This is a genomic window from Desulfitobacterium dehalogenans ATCC 51507 (assembly GCF_000243155.2).
In the GTDB taxonomy this organism is placed as follows: domain Bacteria; phylum Bacillota; class Desulfitobacteriia; order Desulfitobacteriales; family Desulfitobacteriaceae; genus Desulfitobacterium; species Desulfitobacterium dehalogenans.
In genome coordinates this window covers 849,897-866,796 of sequence record NC_018017.1, presented here as the reverse complement: position 1 = coordinate 866,796, position 16,900 = coordinate 849,897, and the positions used below count along the sequence as shown (strand labels likewise).

General features: G+C 40.0%; 21 protein-coding genes. 5 read left to right on the top strand and 16 right to left on the bottom strand.

Annotation, left to right across the window (positions count from 1 at the left end):
* Window positions 1-433 precede the first annotated feature (433 nt).
* A complete protein-coding gene (locus tag DESDE_RS04095; RefSeq protein WP_014792775.1) occupies window positions 434-961 on the bottom strand; it encodes a hypothetical protein in 528 nt (175 codons plus the stop codon).
* A gap of 208 nt (window positions 962-1,169) precedes the next feature.
* Here DESDE_RS04095 and DESDE_RS22380 point away from each other — a divergent pair, with 208 nt between their 5' ends.
* A complete protein-coding gene (locus tag DESDE_RS22380; RefSeq protein WP_014792774.1) occupies window positions 1,170-1,469 on the top strand; it encodes a YmaF family protein in 300 nt (99 codons plus the stop codon).
* 24 nt (window positions 1,470-1,493) lie between these two features.
* Window positions 1,494-1,733, top strand: a complete 240-nt coding sequence (locus DESDE_RS22375) for a DUF5661 family protein (protein ID WP_041952646.1) — start codon at window positions 1,494-1,496, stop codon at window positions 1,731-1,733.
* A gap of 478 nt (window positions 1,734-2,211) precedes the next feature.
* On the opposite strand, the gene DESDE_RS04085 is transcribed toward DESDE_RS22375, so the two are convergent.
* From DESDE_RS04085 to DESDE_RS04070, 4 genes are all read right to left on the bottom strand, one after another.
* Window positions 2,212-2,802: a hypothetical protein gene (locus DESDE_RS04085; RefSeq protein WP_041917333.1), complete on the bottom strand. Its 591-nt coding sequence runs from the start codon at window positions 2,800-2,802 to the stop codon at window positions 2,212-2,214.
* Window positions 2,803-2,940: 138 nt separating this feature from the next.
* Window positions 2,941-3,306 carry a toxin-antitoxin system HicB family antitoxin gene (locus tag DESDE_RS04080; RefSeq protein WP_019849587.1) on the bottom strand — a complete coding sequence of 122 codons (366 nt, stop codon included), beginning with the start codon at window positions 3,304-3,306 and terminating at the stop codon, window positions 2,941-2,943.
* Window positions 3,306-3,557: a type II toxin-antitoxin system HicA family toxin gene (locus DESDE_RS04075; RefSeq protein WP_014792771.1), complete on the bottom strand. Its 252-nt coding sequence runs from the start codon at window positions 3,555-3,557 to the stop codon at window positions 3,306-3,308. The genes DESDE_RS04080 and DESDE_RS04075 overlap by 1 nt, the downstream gene beginning before the upstream one ends.
* 165 nt (window positions 3,558-3,722) lie before the next feature.
* Window positions 3,723-4,223, bottom strand: coding sequence for a DUF5680 domain-containing protein (locus DESDE_RS04070; protein ID WP_014792770.1), 501 nt, complete (start codon window positions 4,221-4,223; stop codon window positions 3,723-3,725).
* A gap of 256 nt (window positions 4,224-4,479) precedes the next feature.
* On the opposite strand from DESDE_RS04070, the gene DESDE_RS04065 reads away from it, so the two are divergent.
* The gene (locus tag DESDE_RS04065; protein WP_014792769.1) at window positions 4,480-4,764 is read left to right on the top strand and encodes an AbrB/MazE/SpoVT family DNA-binding domain-containing protein; all 285 of its coding nucleotides are present in this window, start codon (window positions 4,480-4,482) and stop codon (window positions 4,762-4,764) included.
* Window positions 4,765-5,215: 451 nt separating this feature from the next.
* Here DESDE_RS04065 and DESDE_RS04055 read toward each other — a convergent pair whose 3' ends face one another.
* From DESDE_RS04055 to DESDE_RS04015, 8 genes are all read right to left on the bottom strand, one after another.
* Entirely contained in the window at window positions 5,216-5,662 is a 447-nt protein-coding gene (locus tag DESDE_RS04055; RefSeq protein WP_041917206.1) for a hypothetical protein, read from the bottom strand.
* 711 nt (window positions 5,663-6,373) lie between these two features.
* Window positions 6,374-7,276, bottom strand: coding sequence for a hypothetical protein (locus DESDE_RS04045; protein ID WP_014792765.1), 903 nt, complete (start codon window positions 7,274-7,276; stop codon window positions 6,374-6,376).
* 282 nt (window positions 7,277-7,558) lie between these two features.
* Complete coding sequence (locus tag DESDE_RS04040; protein WP_014792764.1) at window positions 7,559-7,993, bottom strand: hypothetical protein; 435 nt, start codon at window positions 7,991-7,993, stop codon at window positions 7,559-7,561.
* Between the two features lie 427 nt (window positions 7,994-8,420).
* Window positions 8,421-9,164 carry a hypothetical protein gene (locus DESDE_RS04035; protein ID WP_014792763.1) on the bottom strand — a complete coding sequence of 248 codons (744 nt, stop codon included), beginning with the start codon at window positions 9,162-9,164 and terminating at the stop codon, window positions 8,421-8,423.
* 421 nt (window positions 9,165-9,585) lie between these two features.
* Window positions 9,586-10,131, bottom strand: a complete 546-nt coding sequence (locus DESDE_RS04030) for a dihydrofolate reductase family protein (protein WP_014792762.1) — start codon at window positions 10,129-10,131, stop codon at window positions 9,586-9,588.
* 337 nt (window positions 10,132-10,468) lie between these two features.
* Window positions 10,469-10,972 carry a hypothetical protein gene (locus tag DESDE_RS04025; RefSeq protein ID WP_014792761.1) on the bottom strand — a complete coding sequence of 168 codons (504 nt, stop codon included), beginning with the start codon at window positions 10,970-10,972 and terminating at the stop codon, window positions 10,469-10,471.
* 192 nt (window positions 10,973-11,164) lie between these two features.
* Window positions 11,165-12,079: a DUF5655 domain-containing protein gene (locus DESDE_RS04020; RefSeq protein WP_014792760.1), complete on the bottom strand. Its 915-nt coding sequence runs from the start codon at window positions 12,077-12,079 to the stop codon at window positions 11,165-11,167.
* A 229-nt stretch (window positions 12,080-12,308) separates the two neighbouring features.
* Window positions 12,309-12,818 (bottom strand): B3/B4 domain-containing protein, encoded by a 510-nt coding sequence (locus DESDE_RS04015; RefSeq protein WP_242831327.1) that lies wholly within the window; start codon window positions 12,816-12,818, stop codon window positions 12,309-12,311.
* A 441-nt stretch (window positions 12,819-13,259) separates the two neighbouring features.
* Here DESDE_RS04015 and DESDE_RS04010 point away from each other — a divergent pair, with 441 nt between their 5' ends.
* Both DESDE_RS04010 and DESDE_RS04005 read left to right on the top strand, forming a co-directional pair.
* Complete coding sequence (locus DESDE_RS04010; protein WP_014792758.1) at window positions 13,260-13,469, top strand: hypothetical protein; 210 nt, start codon at window positions 13,260-13,262, stop codon at window positions 13,467-13,469.
* A gap of 9 nt (window positions 13,470-13,478) precedes the next feature.
* A complete protein-coding gene (locus DESDE_RS04005) occupies window positions 13,479-13,820 on the top strand; it encodes a type II toxin-antitoxin system PemK/MazF family toxin (RefSeq protein WP_014792757.1) in 342 nt (113 codons plus the stop codon).
* Between the two features lie 170 nt (window positions 13,821-13,990).
* Here DESDE_RS04005 and DESDE_RS22685 read toward each other — a convergent pair whose 3' ends face one another.
* The 3 genes from DESDE_RS22685 to DESDE_RS03990 all read right to left on the bottom strand — a co-directional run bounded on the left by DESDE_RS22685 (window position 13,991) and on the right by DESDE_RS03990 (window position 16,900).
* Window positions 13,991-14,410, bottom strand: coding sequence for a tyrosine-type recombinase/integrase (locus tag DESDE_RS22685; protein WP_282433507.1), 420 nt, complete (start codon window positions 14,408-14,410; stop codon window positions 13,991-13,993).
* Window positions 14,310-14,816 (bottom strand): tyrosine-type recombinase/integrase, encoded by a 507-nt coding sequence (locus DESDE_RS22680; RefSeq protein ID WP_282433506.1) that lies wholly within the window; start codon window positions 14,814-14,816, stop codon window positions 14,310-14,312. The genes DESDE_RS22685 and DESDE_RS22680 overlap by 101 nt, the downstream gene beginning before the upstream one ends.
* 566 nt (window positions 14,817-15,382) lie before the next feature.
* Window positions 15,383-16,900: a glutamate synthase subunit beta gene (locus DESDE_RS03990; RefSeq protein ID WP_014792756.1), complete on the bottom strand. Its 1,518-nt coding sequence runs from the start codon at window positions 16,898-16,900 to the stop codon at window positions 15,383-15,385.

Sequence of the window (16,900 nt, the reverse complement as noted above, 5' to 3'; positions counted from 1 at the left end):
ATACAATATTGCTTTATTTCAGGTCCAATGTTATCTATACTGTAGTGGTTTTGTCGGCAACTTCAATTGAATTACTGTTTAAAAGGTTATCATTATGAGCCTATCAAGAACAACGGTACGATGATGCCAGAAAATAAATCCTCTTCAATTCATGCTCCCCCTAACAATTCTAAATTGGGTAATTCATTTCTTATTTATATAGACGTTTAGTAGCTTAATTTGAGCCTAAAATTTAGTTCACATTATCTTTCTAATGAAAAAATACTCCAAGTTGTTTCCCGCGCCATAGACGGCGCGGCCTTTGCATGATATGTCGTAGAACGTTTCGAGGAGTCCCGCAGCGCCCAACCACATTCATCATCCTCTAGTTGCGGGACTCCTCTGTTAGGCGAAGGACCATCTTTTAAGACATCCTATAAAAGAATGGTTGTTATTATTCCGCTAAATAGGAATCGATTACTTTCCATGAAATATCTTCGTTATTTACGCTATAATTAAGCAACATATATCCATTAATGTGACCATCATCAAAATATGCATAAACCCATTTGTCCGAAAGCACGTATATATTATCTTTGCTATAGAAACCCATTTTTCCACCTAAAACTCCATCATAAGGAATCAATTCGTTATGTTTTAAGAGATCGTCTACAATATCTTGGACGCTACCATTAAATCCCTGCCGTTTTAAAGTGTTAATAATATTTGGATTATTTGTCGCAAAGGTGCTAATTAGTCTTGAATACTTTTCTGTCTGAGCTTTAAGGTCTGAAACCTGTGAAGTCAAATTTGCCTCACTTTGTATCCATGTCTTTTTCTCAGCTTCATAATCTATAACTTTTTGATTAAGTAAAGTTAAGGTTGTTTGATATTTCATTATGACAAAAACGGAAATTGCTATAATGACCGTCAATAGTGAAAGCCAAATATTTCTTTCTCTTTTGCTCACTCTGCTAGCCATATTTTCTTCCCCCTTCTCAAAAACCTACCTCCAGACGTGAAATCTATCTAAAAATGGTCTTTCGCCTAACGTTCTGTGAATTTGCGAAGTCTGGTTATCCATTCATACCCTCTCAGATTTTGCAAATTCGCTGTTATCTGATGCAGCCGACCTCAAACAAAAACTCACACTCTTCCACCTCTGAATAAGATAATAGTGAGGTGGTTACATGAATACGAATCATAAGCATTACTTTCAAGGAACGACTAACGAAATACTTGGTCATCACCACAGGTACTATGGTGAAAGTAGCGAAGCACCGAATTTACCGAATCATGTTCATGAGATATCTGGTTGTTCCACAAAAGATGATAGACATAGACACTACATTAATGTTTTTTCTGGATTCGCTATTGAAGTTCCGGGAGGCCATATTCATTCCTACCAAGGTTTAACCACTATCGATCAGAAACATTGTCATTCCTTATCTAGTAATACCTTTACAAATAACTATGTACCCATTGTCTGAACCAGCTTCACTATACAAGAATCTATGATTATCGGTGAGTACCTTGGCATTGATTGGAGTCATAGTCCATTTGACGTTGGCCAGTTTCGAACAGGTCTGGGCGTAGAATTGGAACACGGCAGGCGCGATGCCACTACAAATGTAACTGATGATGACCCAATTACGACTGGCAAAATTGCCTTGGCCCATTTAAATGAGTTCCCAGACTACTACACGAGATTAGCGAAACTGGAGAGAGAAGCTAAAGCTTTTTGGCAAAAATAAACCGCTAAAGCATTTCCCGCCCATAATAACAACATGTCTTCTTTCAGGCTGTTTCAGATAACGGACGGGGATTCCCGCAGCGTCCTCACCGCATGCATCGTCCTCTAGTTGCGGTAATCTTGTGTTATCTACAGCGGAGACTCCACAGACTGACCACTTCATAGGAATACCCAAAACTGACTGCCCCAGCAAATCCTATACTCAGTTGTAATAAAATAGAGTACCCCAGACTTTCCTCCTTAGTGACTGCCCACAACCCTCTTTGTTCTGGATTTAAGCTACCTCTGTAATAGTTCTCTTGCCTTGCGACAATAAAAATTACTTGCATCTAGTCCGAGCGAAACAGGATAAACTTTTTTTATCTTGCATGCCCAGTTGTAGATAACGTTTAGGAATTCCCGCAGCGTCCCAACCACATGCATCATCCTCTAGTTGCGGGGAATTCTGTGTTAGGCGATGGACCGGCAAAGCATCACAATTAAAACCTCGGCATAAATATTTCATCAGGATAAGGAAGTCTAAAGTTTACATACCTCATGAATTTAAGGTACATCCGTAAATCATTTCGATATTCGTCAAACGATCCGATTTCACGATCTTTGAACGCATGAATCGCATTTCGTCTCCATTGAATATGTAAAATCCATTCATCCCAAGAATCTTCCGGTTTCCAAATCCTTTTATTAAAAAACTGTCGCATCTGTTCCAATTCGAGTTGATCAGGCTCTACTAACTTCCCTCTCTTTTTGACTTGCTCTACATCATTAAGATAGTCCTTATAAAATACAGATAATAATAATTTCATTGTCCCTTCAACCAAACTTCCCAAATTTGACCAAGCCAAAATTAATCGTCCATCCGCCTCTTCACTAACCGTTTCCTCTAACCATAGATTAAGACAATGGGAGAGCGATACTTGCCAATCCAGCCTCGAACGAGTTAATAAATCTGCCGCTTCAGGTGGTGCCCATCCTTTCGCACTGGACCAAAAATCCCTCAGGCTATAATTAAAATCGATTATTCTTCCGACTACCTCTTTTAACGACATTTCTTGAGTATCGTCAAACATATAAGTCAATGCATTTTACCCCCATTCAAAGATGACCTAGGTCTGTCGCCTAACGTTTTGAGGGTTTGCGACGTCGGAATAATACCCAAGATGTATTCCCCGATGTCGCAAACCCTCTGTTATATGAAGTCGGCTATCTTATAATCTATACCCAATTCCTTTAGATAATTGATGAATTATCAACTGATTCAAACTTACATTTTCATCCTTAGCCATTTGTGAAAGAGTACGATGTAATGATTTAGGCATCCTAACTCTCAATTGCCCCGAAAATTCATCAGTTGTGGGTTCAGGAATTTCTCTGCCTAATTCCAAGCTGGCCTCAATCCATTCCCTTTTCGCACCGCCTAGATTCTCAACTGCTTCTTCTAAAGATTCACCGTCTGACATGCAACCAGGAAGTAAAGGTATTTCTGCAAACCACCCGTCACCTTCTTCTTGGGAAAGCTTCTTAAGTTTAATTTCATATTCTAGGTTGAGGTAATACTCTAAATCTTTACCCATCATTCTTCGCCCCTATCTAATCGTTGGATCGCACTAATCGCTTTCTTTACATAAACTGCCTTAATGGGTCTGTTCTTCGGTATAGTCAAAATATCGGGTAGTAAGCTATGAAAATATGTGTAATGACTCGATCCACCCTTAGCATTCCTGCGCTCAAAACCATAGTACTTCAAAACTTTATCAATATCTTCAAATTTAACATCTTTTGGATTATTGACTATCTCTGCAAATAGCTTGTCTAGTTTAGTCATTATATCTCCCCTCTAATTATATGATACCACATATGGAACCATGAATACATGAGATAATTTGTTCGACCCTTAAAATTATCAAGCAAACCGATTTCATATAACGTTTCGAGGAGTTCCGCAGCGTCCTAGCCACATGCATCATCCTCTAGTTGCGGGACTCCTCTGTTATATGTCGTTCGCACGTTCTTGCACCTTCAAATAGCCTGCAGATGTTTGGATCCCGACCAATGTACCATGATAATACAGTTCCTCTATTTGTAAGATTGCTTTGAGATCCCCACTGAACCTAGTTTGATAATCAAAATTACCGTCTCTAAAGGAATAATCAGCTAACAGATTTCCAGCACAATCTGTTAAGTGCTTACTTCTTCCCTTCTTCAGAAATCCATAAATCTCCTTCTCGGAAACTCCTGCATTTGAAAATGCATATCCTACATAATCACATGACCAAATTGGCTTAGACTGGTCTTTTACATAGATATACTCGACTCCGCTATATGGATTAAAACCGCGGTACGAATCTGTAAATAGATAATTTCCACATGCAACCTGAAAATCCCAATCATATTTACCACCCGGAACGTATGGATTGTAAGAGGAACTTTTCTTGACATAACACTCTGTACGACCGGTGATAAGAACATTTATAAGCTCATCCTTAGTCATAAAATCACCACTCTGCTCAAAAGATTCGTATTAATTATAATGTGACCCAAAAAACAGCCCCGATATGCGAATGACATATAACGTCCCGAGGAGTCCCGCAGCGTCCTTACCGCATGCATCATCCTCTAGTTGCGGGACTCCTCTGTTATCTGAAGGTCGGCGCCCCATAGGAATACCCAATTAATTGTTCCCTTATTTGCATTATTACGTAATTACGCATATACTGTAATTAGAAAGAGCTGAAAGGGTGATATTCATGTCCGCTATCTCCCGTAGAATCTTCGTCCAAAAACGAAACCTTATAAGCCTACCAAGAGATATCAGAGAAAAACTCAATATTTCTGTAGGTGATGTTCTCGACATTAGGATGGATAACAATAAAATCATCATTGAGCCTATGAAACTAGTCCCCTCCGACCAAGCATATTTTTGGTCTGACAAAGTCCAAAACGATATGCTCGAAGCCAAAAATGACGTTGAATCAGGTAACGTTCGTGAGTTTAGTACAATTCGCGAATTCCTCAATGGTATTGAACAATGACTAGGTGCTTCAGATCTACCCGAAAGTTTGATAAGCAATTCAGGCAGCTTGACTCAAAAACATTAAAACAAGCCCAGAAAGCCATTGAGCTATTCATGTCTGACCCAACTCATCCATCATTACGATACAAAAAAATTCAAGGGACAGATAACTTCTATGAAATCAGTGTCAATATGTCGATACGTATTATCATTGAAGTAACTTCAAAAGCGAGTGATCAAATCAACACACTATATATCATCGGTACTCACGATGATGTATTCCCACCAAAGTAGCCTTAACCAGCTACTTTTTTCGTTCCGCCGACTTTCAGATAACGTTTAGGAGTTCCCGCAGCGTCCCAACCACATTCATCATCCTCTAGTTGTGGGAACTCTGTGTTATCGGAAGTCCGTTGAAATAAACTGCTCTTATTTTTGATTAAATGCAGTCGTTTTTGATAAAAAACCTATTAAAGTAATTTAGCAAAAGCTTTTTTTTGTAAATATCGAACTGAGACCCAAGCCAATACAATTCCAACCAATTCAATTACTAAGTCAAATTGGAATCCGACCTCAAATTTAAAATTAATTTGTAAATTAATAAGTAATATTTGAAATAAAGATAAGTATAATGGCATATTAGTTATTAAAATCTTCTCTATTTTACTAATTTCCGTCATTTCATTCCATGGAATATCTTTTCCATATACTGTTGAAGAAGAAAAAATATTCTTCAACTTCGTAAAAGATATCTGTGACAAATAGAACCAAGCTGCCCCCCAATAGGCTAAAAAGAATGTTGTTTGAAGGACTATTAATAACGACTCATCTATGAAAATTGAACCATTTCTCTTTGATTGATAAACTAACAAGTAAATAAATGCGGTGAAGGAGTAAATCGACAAAAAATTACCCAATACATACCTGTTAATTAGTTTTATAAATATTTTCTCCTGATATTTTTTTCTAAACCTACTTCTTTGAAAGCTTCAACTAAATCAGATATTCCATCAGAGATAAAAAAAGTTGCTGGAATTATAATGATAAACATACTTAGATGGTATGTCTCTAACGCATCCTGAGACGAGAATATATAATTAAGCAAAATTAGAAACGGTACAATAATAACTGAAAACAATATTTTCATAGATCCAATTTCTAGTTTTGCGTATTTATACTGCGACCATACATTTAAAAAACAAATTGCTACTGGCAGAAATAATGCTATTAAGACAAAATTGAAATATTCCTCACCCAATATTCTTAAAAAAAACCTATAATTGGAAGCATAAAATATATCCCAGTAACCATTTCTAAAACAGTAAATGCTGTTGGTTTTTTGAATTTAAAAATATGTGTTTTTTTGAATTGATTTACAATTTCTATTTTGGTAATTTTGTTTTTTTTACAATCCACTATTACTATAATTATTAATATAATTAGTAGTAAACAGATAAATAACACCATAAAATCCCTCTCTCTGTAACGCATTAGAAAAGTATTTAGTTAATTCTTTTAAGCTCAAATTATACTAGGATTTCCGATAACGTTTCCGCCATTCCCGCGGCGTCCCAACCACATGCATCATCCTCTAGTTGCGGGTATGGTCGTGTTAGGCGACGTACATACTACAAATATCTAAAATCTATTAAGTCCAACGTATCTATGTAGAAGTTTAAAAATCTATCCTTTTTATACGGCTTCGAGTACACAAAAACAAGTACTTGCTTCTCCCTATTTGATGCTAATTCATTTAAACAGGTTTGTAGCTTGTGCTTCCAGTAATAGCTATTAATCATTTCGTTCGAAATATATAGAGAGGGCTTGTATTTCACATCAGCGTCAATAATAGAAGATGCGAATCTGACAACAAAATCCGAGTTGTTTTTCCTGTATACAGTCGCTTCACCAAAATAAATTCTTGGATACTTGCTTAATTTGTCCAGTTCATTGTTATCAATCTTTACGAACATTTCTTTGTAACTAACATCATAGCCCTTTATTTTAATAAATCGTTGAGATAAATTGTTTTCTTTACTATGGCGCTGGAATTTGGAAATTAGCGGTCTAATCGAATAAAATTCAGGGCTTCTTTTAGTTAAGCTATTATCTCTATTAGTTTGAATTGATGTTTTAATTCCTTTATGTTTGTCATCATTATCTTTTACTGACTCTTTCCTCGTATGATAATGATTTTTGGGTCTTTCCGTTGTGAAAATATCAGTTTCCGACCCCAAATAACTTGTCCGACTTTTATTTTTTTCAGTGGACACATCCAACTCGGCAAGTTTAATCTCTTTATAAATATCACATTCATCGCTGTGTTCACCATACACTCTAAAATGCGGAGTATTCTTCATTTCTTCAATTTGTTTATCAATATTAGAGCATGTTATCTGTGCTTTGCAGTTTTGTGCGGGGCATTCAAAATTCCGCTTATCTTTTATCACACCCTCCCAAAAAAGTTCATATGCTTTTTCTGCATCCACAACATCCATATAGTCATAGCTATATGCCTCTTCAATTTTCATTATTTCATTCCCCCAATACGTATGTCGCCTAACGTCCCCGGGATTCCCGACGTGTCTGTCCCGCCAGGGCTAGCGCAAGACTTGCTTCTCTTGATTCAACTCTAAATTGCAAGGCTTGTGACAGAGGACATGTGGTGCGACTTGCTCCAAAAGCTTTCCTAACCGCACCCTCGCGGGAATCCTCGTGTTATATGACGTTTCCTGCCCCGCGAAGCCAGAGCGCCATGGACGGCGCGCCCCTATACAATTCCTAATCAACCGATTCACAATTTAAGAAAAATGTTATTTAGCCAATTCATTTTCTAAGTTAAAATATAATGCTTCATATTCATCTTTTGTAACTTCGATTTCCTTATTTGTTGATAAATCTATCTTTCTGTATTTATAATCCTTTAAGGTATAATAAACGGGTCCTCCAAGAGTATTTGATTTCTTTTCTTTCTCATAACCATAAACATAATATAAGTTGTCTTTGTTAGTGAAATATCCTTCTGATTTGGGCTGTAGAGCAATTATTTCTAACCCCTCTCTTGAATATAAGACATCTCTCAAAACATAATAGACCTTACTATCTATCTGAAAGTAATATTTTAATGCAGCCTCATTACCACTTATTATTGCTTGTGCATATTGTTCTTGATTATCTATGTCATCTTTATTTAACGAGCATTGGCTTGCCACAAGAGGCTTATAGTACCCTTTAAGTTCAGAGGCCATGAAGGTGCTACATCCAGAGATTAGAAATGCTGATAATAAAAGTATAGGTAAGCATCGATTTATTCTTAAATAACCCCTTAAATTATGCATATTTAAAATCCGACACCTCCTTTGGAACCTTGAAGATTTATTTCCCAGTACCCTACATGTGCGAGATAAGGCTGTTAGTTCCTCTCGTTTAAATCCCGCCATGGACGGCGGGCGGTCTTGCAGGAAATGTCATATAACGTCTCGAGGAGTCCCGCAGTGTCCCAACCACATGCATCATCCTCTAGTTGCGGGACTCCTCTGTTATATGACGTTTCCTGCCCTGCGGAGCCAGAGCGCCATGGACGGCGCTCCCCTCAGGTAGTTCCAGTTTGTTTCACATTATACTAATGATGCGACATATCTAAAACTTAAGCTATGCTCATTTTTCGTTGTAAGATTATCTGCTTTCACGGAATTTTTTATAAGATGCCAGGATATCACTAAGATTAGCTGTTTTATCGTATGTGAACCCGTCTTCGACATCTAACCACCACAGAGTATCTTTCAAATGAGATCCATCTTTAAATTTTAGATTTCCATCCGTATTGAGCAGAACAACACTGTTTTCGAGATACGCATTTACCTCATTCATAAAGGCTGCGATTTCATCTGTGTTAAAGGAATAGTGAACCGGGCTACCAAAATTTATATCAAATTGTACAGAACCGCTGTCGGTTATGATTTCGTTGCCTGATGAATCAAGAGAAAACAAGTCATATTGATAGTGGCACGCTCCCTGTGACATATAAGGGGTATATTTCAAAAGATAATCTTTCCCATCTGACTGGCATAGAAAAAGGGAAAGCCAGCCCATGTGAGCCGTAGCGGCCTCTGTTTTCCAGAGAATGTTTTCTTCAGAGCTGCAGATTTGTAATTCAAAATACTCCTTATCACCGAAGGCTACCACTTTTGCTGTTTCCTTGACTCCATCATGGTTAAAGTCAGCAATTGATGTGAATTCCTTTATAATTTCACCACTTACGGTGCTATCTGTTTTTTCTTGTGGAACGATTTCTACGGCACTATTTTGAATTTCATCCTGCTGAGCATTATTGTTGATTGTTGTCTCGCTCTGGCTACCACATGCAGCAAGAGTTACTATTATTGACACTATAATGATGAACCCAATCCACTGTTTCATAAGCGAGCCCCCCTTCTTTTTCGTGTCTATTTAGACGAATAAAACAAAAAAATATTCCAGAGCAAATATAGATAATCTTTGCTACACACTTTCTTACAAGTACGAAATTAAGTTTCTAGTCTAAATCCCGCCATGGACGGCGGGCGGTCTTGCAGGAAATGTCATATAACGTTTCGAGGAGTCCCGCAGCGTCCCAATCACATGCATCATCCTTTAGTTGCGGGACTCCTCTGTTATCCGATGCCGTACGCCCACAGATTCAGAGGCCGCCATGGACGGCGGCCCCTTAAACCTCCACCTATTTATGATATATAAGAATTAGGATAATCGTAACGACTTTTGAAATAAGGCATGAAGTATAAACTTTCTCTACTCCATTGGAATAAACCCCGAAAAAACGTGACTTTGTTTGGCACTATAACTATCCTCTTGCAAATTCATTCGTGCCTTCCACATCATGCTGCACCTCATATTCGAGGAGAAGCATCCCACTGGGATAGGCGCTGTGTCGGACGAGCTTTAAACGCCGACTTATTCCGTGCGGGGGGAGCAACTGCACCCCTCCTCCCAGAAGAATCGGTATAATCGCCGGTTCGAACGTATCAACCAGATTCCAGGCGAGAAGTTGGGAGAAGAGATTTCCTCCGCCGTAGAGCCAAATATCTCGACCAGATTGCGCACGAAGCTCTCGAACTCGTGCTTCTATGCCCCCGCTCACGATCTCAACATCGGGATGATCCACCGGCCGAAGCGACCGCGAGACCACGATCACTTGCTTTCCGCGAAAACTCTCGCCCGTTGCGCGTACGATCTCGTACGTGCGTCGCCCCATCAGCAATGTGTCGAACTGCGCATATAGCGCCTCAAAGTCGAACGAAGGTTCTGGCGTAATCCAATCAAAATCATCATTCGGTGCCGCAATGTAGCCATCCATGCTACATGCGACCTGGTATCGCACCCGTCTCATCCGTATATCACCTCCACATTGATCTTGTCCAACTCAAAGGATCTATTCCGTCTAATCTTAGAATTACTGGAAAGCAATAATTCCGATATTATTTACAAAATAGGTTCGTAAAATATAATTCTATACATTAAAACATCTTGGTAATTGCGCTTTTGCTACAAGAGCGCAGTAACAACCACACTCCGTTCCGCGCATGGACGCGCGGCCATTACGTGCGGTTTCGGATAACGTTTTCGCCATTCCCGCAGCGTCATATTACATTCATATTTTCTAAGTTGCGGGAATGGACGTGTTAGGCGACGGAAATCACTTGCTACTTTTCTCCAAATACTTACTGTTACCAATACCCCTCAGGGAAGAGTTGCCATATAGTTTCGCCATCTTTACTAACGCCGCGAATTTGATAATACTCCTTGTTTCCTTGTACCTTTTGATAGACAACGAATCTACGAGATTTCACCTGAATGATAGTCAATTGTATCTTATCCTTTTGCGTTTCATAGTCCACGTAAATGATGTTTGGATCAATGACTTCGATTATTCCGAATTGGCCTCCACCAGATATCCTCACTGGGTCGTTAGACTTGTAAGGTGATTGCCCTATGGTTATCTGGTTCCATTTATCAAATCGCAGTTCGTAAACAACCGATTCCAAAATCTTCGTTCCGTCAGCAAACTCTCCATCAAAGATTTCAATTTTCGCCTTTCTATCCTGGGTTAAAAGTCGAAGCACTGGTCCCTGGTCACCAGTATCAGTATCTACAACAAACTGATGTGCCGAATCTATTGATGTCGTATCCAAAGTAGAGCAAGCTGTTAAGGCAACTAATCCGCTAAACATGATATAAACAATACTACGATATATAGATTTGTGAATTCTGATCGGTGTTCTAATGGTCCATCCCCCCAGATCATTCCTTCAACAGACCCCAAATCAATTTCTGTCGCCTAACGTTCTGGGCATTCCCGACGCGTCCCAACACACATTCATCATCCTCCAAGTGTCGGGAATGCCTTGTTATATGACGTGGTGCTAACCCCCGACACGTTCCCAAGCCTTTCTAATAAATTCACCCATTGCGGCTATATCTGACTTTGAAGTTAATGTAAACTCCACGTCCCCAGTTCCATAGTGCCCAATGCTTCTAACATCCCTAGCATTGGTGGGTAGGTCTTGAAATTCCAACGGGTTAAGTTTAAGAAAGAGTAAAATCTTGTTCTTTTGGATTTCCATGCATGCAAAATTCTGAGTAACCTTATATGCAACATATTGCTTTTTAGGGGATTCCTCTACACCCTCATCAATATTGAGAATACATTCTCTTAAGTCCACAATAACATCTTTTAAATGAGATGCTGCCTTATTTAGATGATCCTCAAAGGTATACGTGATAGTAATATCTTGATCACCGATCTTTTTACCTTGACTAGCCTTATTGGGAATTGAAGCCCCTGAAGTTCCTTTCCTAAACACCTCTTCAAAATAAAAAGCTCCATTTTCAAACAAACGATACTGCCATAGTTCAATATTTGCACCCATCATTTGAACGGCATGAAGGTCATACTTCTTGTAACCTGGGGCTATGCAAATAACCCTTACATCAGACCAATCTATTTCTACATGGCTACCCAATTTCTTATTTACTGCCATCTGGAAATCTCCGCGATGATCTTTTATCCAAGATAAATAATACAAACTTTGATTGATCAACTCTGAAGACTCTACCTTCTTGTACTCTATAATCACTGGATTGCCATCCTCTGATAATGCCAGTGAATCAATTCGACCTGCATGTTCGTACCCTGTTGAAAACTCAGAAGCCACAAATTTGCAATTGAAGATAGTTTCTAGATTTGCCTCAATTAATGTTTGGAGATCTTTCTCTAAATTAAAGTTGCAAGGTCTAATTAAGCTAACAAGATTGTCCCTAATCTGAAATAATGGCATCCTATCTCTCCTTCAAATTTCTTTCATAGCACCATGTCATATAACATTTAGGAATTCCCGCAGCGTCCTAACCACATGCATCATTCTCTAGTTGCGGGGAATTCTGTGTTATATGACGTTTCCCTGCCCCGCGAAGCCAGAGCGCCATGGACGGCGCGCCCCCAGACAACTCCTATAACTAGTTTACAATTTAAGAATAATGCGATACATGCCAATTTGGATTTGCTCTCTAAAGGACAAATATAGTATTAATTTCCTCAACGCAACAGTATTGTATTAGTAATTCACAATACCTATCGATCACCTCTTGCAAATCACTTTTACCATCGAATGAATAAATCACGGTCATAATCGTTCGATTTCCCGTCTGAATCATTGCTCTCCTACTATCGCTTGTAGGATTGCCAAAAGCACTCAGCCTATCGTAAAGCGTTGGCAAATGCTCAATATTGACTGCCTCCTTCCCTATTCCCTGGTAGTTTTCTCCGTCGGGCGCCCTTCTTAACTCCACTAGTTCCGAAAGCTGCTCAGTATCATACGAACCAATGGAATAACCTGTTGTGACAGACATCAAATTGTTAATATCAATAACATTATTGATATGATAAAGACCATTACTCTTTACGATTCGACGAAGCATTGCCTCGGCAGCATTTCTGTAGTCTGAAGGAGATTTGCCCAACGCTTTATAGGCATTTCGTGTTGACCGAATATGTGGTATATCGGCAATTTCAGGCATCGAATACTGATTATTCAATTGATCAATCGTTCTCTGAAAGAACTCGACCAATTGAGGAGAACTTCCCTCGACGTTGGCAGAATATATCAATACGCCTAAACATAATTATCCCATCGTTCTTTTAGATCGTGGCTGATCTGAACTTGCATTAAAAGGGTACCCCCATTCATTATTTCGTAAGAACCTACAAGTACGAAATAATCTCTTGTCTAAATCCCGCCATGGACGGCGGGCGTTCCTGCAGGAAATGTCATATAACGTTTCGAGGAGTCCCGCAGCGTCCCAACCGCATACATCATCCTCTAGTTGCGGGACTCCTCTGTTAGACGATGTACCCGTTTGACCCCAAATCCTACTTATGGATTCGTCTTAATTCTCTTCTATCCTTAGCTTTTCGGGCATACTATAATTATTGAATAAGCCTATTGAAGGTGGTATGATATGGATAATAAGGATAGGGATAGAATTGAAAAACAACATACCGAGGAGGAATACGGGATGCCTTCAACTGCAAAGAAGAAGCCTCAAGAAAATAATTCGGCACTGAGTAAAATCACCTCCAAAGCACAAATTCTAACAGGTCCCCAGGGAATGATTAAGTTAAATCCAAAAGACCAAGCACACCAAGATTGGTATAAAGATGGTAAGTAGAACTAAGCTATGCCTGATATTAGAGAAGTTTACCGTGTAAAAATATTTTTCGAAGATGATCCCTCTCGATTCAAAATAAGACCCATCCTTATCATTGATGTGGATTCTGATTCAGAACTGTTTACAATCACAGAAATAACCAGTTCTAAGCCAAAGATTCCTCCTACTTATCATGACCGGTTTAAAGAACCCATCATTAATTGGCGTCGGGCCGGTTTAAATGAGCCATCTTATGTAAAAACCCATAAGATTTACCGTATTGAGCAAGATAAACTTTTGGAGTTTGTCGGTGAAGTACCCGGCCCCGATTTCGATAGAATTCTGGATAGAATAGTTGAAGTAAATAGCTAAGCTTGACCTCCTTATCCGGAGGTTTTATTATTTTCTGGTATAGTATAAAAGAAGTGCATGCAACGGGTATGTCGTCTAACACCTTTTTACCGTAATATCCATGCGCATTTTTTACCACCCCAGAGGGATTACCGCATGTTATTGCGGTAATCCTACCTCTATCAACAGTTCTAATTTTGGTCATTTTTCCATATTGAATCCAAGGGATTCTTTATTTTTCCTAAATCTTTATTGCTGACGTGAGTATATATCTCAGTTGTTTTCGAGCTTTTGTGCCCTAGCAACTCCTGGATATATCTTATATCCGTCCCTGATTCCAAAAGGTGAGTAGCGAAGGAGTGTCTTAAAGAATGGACCGATAGATCTTTCTTAATTCCCGACTTGGCTAAGGCATTCTTAAAGATTACCTGTATTGTCCGCTCTGATATGTGGGTTTCCGGATCTTCGCCGCTAAATAGCCACTTATTGGGTTTATAGTAGGTAATGTATTCATTCAACCTCCATTGCTGTATCAGAAAGCAGAGTATACCTGTCTTTTCTCCCCTTTCCCTGCTTGATGCGGACCAATTTCCTATCTGGATGTAAATCATTTAATGTTAGCGTAACAACCTCACTAACCCTTAGTCCTGAGGAATATGTAATTATGAGAATAGACCTGTGTTTAATATTCTTAACGGTTGAGAGAATCTTAGCTACTTCTGCCTGGCTAAGGACTTGCGGTAATTTTTGTTCCTTTTTGGGTCGGGGAATATCCATACTGTCAATACTTTGCCGTAATATGTGCTTGAACAGAAATTTTATGGAGCTAAGGGCTTGGCTTACGTAGGCATGGGCTTTTTTTCGCTCTTCAAGCTGAGCAGCCAAATAGCTTCGTATGTCATCCTTTGAGATATTTCTTGGGTCTTTCTTTATGGCTTGAAAAAATTTACTTACATGCCCAAGGTAGACCTTTCTTGTCTTATCACTAAAGCCCTTGAGAATTAACTGCTGCTCCATGGCCTCTAGGTCCTGCTGCAAAGACATTTCCTAATTAATATAATGATTCAGTTTGTTCAAGATTGATCGCAGGGTCAATTATTACCGTTTCATCTGAGAAAATTCTTTTCAATTCGTGTATTGATTCAGGTGTATAGGGAATAACCCATAGTCTTTTTTCAGGATTCCAACTTCTTATAGACATGGTTTTGATCTTCTGCACTCTTTCCTTAGTATAGGAAAAATAAACGAATAATTCTTTTGAGTTTCCCTTTTCGCAATTCAAATATATCGTCATTTGGATTGCTTCTTACAAAATTAGCTTTTATAACTTTATTCTCCACAAACTACCTATTTCCTCTTAATTTTCCTGCATCTTACACAACAACCTGCAAAGCTGTACTAAATAATGTATCTACTTGCTTTTGTGCACAGAGGAGGTACTTCATTTTACGCAAATGCACCAAAAGATAAAATGATGCAACATGACAAAGGGGCGATTCATCGACAACACCATGTCAAATGAATCGTCCCTTTAAACTTACTGCATATTTCCTACTTACTTCACGCCTCTTACTTCACCCTTCTTACCTAATCCCACTCCTCCCCATCAGATACTTATCCACTTCACGGGCTGCCAGCTTCCCTTCCTGGAGAGCCCATACTACAAGGCTCTGCCCCCTTCTGGCATCTCCCGCAGCAAAAACCTTTTCCACATTGGTTTCAAATTCTTCATACTCCGCTTTGAGATTACTTCGCTCATCCCGCTCGAGGTTCAGCTCATTGGGTATCGCATCTTCCGGGCCGAGGAAGCCCATGGCCAAAAGGACCAAATCTGCTTCCCATACTTTTTTGCTGCCGGGCACTTCTTGGGGAACCATTCTTCCTGAGGAGTCTTTAATCCAGCGAACTTCTACGGTATGAATTTCCTTAGCCTCACCTTGCTCGTTGCCCACGATCTTTTTCGTATTGATGAGGTAATGACGGGGATCTTTTCCGTAGAGACTGATGGCTTCTTCCTGACCGTAGTCAACTTTAAGTTTTTTGGGCCATTCCGGCCAGGGATTGGCGGCCTCGATCCGCTTGACAGGAGGTTCGGGCATGATCTCAAATTGGTGGACGCTTTTACAGCCATAACGGATGGAGGTAGCGATACAGTCCGTCCCCGTGTCTCCACCGCCGATGATAATGACGTTTTTCCCTTGGGCATTGATCCATCCGTTCCCCTGGCCATCTTTTTCATCCATGGTTTCCAAATGGGCAAAATTGGAGTCCAGCAGCCTTTTGGTATTGGCCTTCAGAAAATCTACTGCATAGTGGACACCTTTCAGTTCACAGCCTTCCACGTTGAGTCCTCGGGCTTTGGTGGCACCAATGCAGAGAACGACCGCATCATATTGATTTACCAGGTCCTGCGCCGGGATATCCTTGCCCACCTCGGTATTGAGAACAAAGTTGATGCCGGACTCCTTCATTAAGTTTATGCGCCGCTCCACTATATTTTTCTCCAGCTTCATATTGGGAATGCCATACATGAGGAGTCCGCCGGGACGGTCGGCCCGCTCATACACGGTGACCTCATGACCCACGGCATTGAGATAATTCGCTGCCGATAGTCCCGCGGGGCCGGAACCGACCACTGCCACCGTTTTACCGGTAGATTTTCCTTTTTGGGGCTTTACCCATCCTTCGGCAAAAGCCTTCTCGATGATCTCATACTCTATACAGTTGATGGTTACGGGCTCCATAATATAGCCTTCGGTGCAGGCTCCTTCACAGGGTGCAGGGCAAACCCGGGAGGTGAATTCCGAAAAAGGACTGGTACGGCTTAAGCGCCGATAGGCTTCTTCCCATTGCCCTTTGTAGATCAGTTCATTCCAGTCCGGAATCAAATTATGCAGAGGGCAGCCCGAAACCATGCCGTTGAGCATGACCCCGCCATTGCAGAAGGGGACGCCACAATTCATACAGCGGGCCCCCTGGGTCTTCATCACCTCAGGGTCTCTGGGCAGTTTAATCTCCCGCCAGTCCTGAATACGTTCCTCAGGGGCGCGCTTCTTGGGATCAATCCGTTTATACTCTAAAAAACCTGTTGCTTTTCCCAT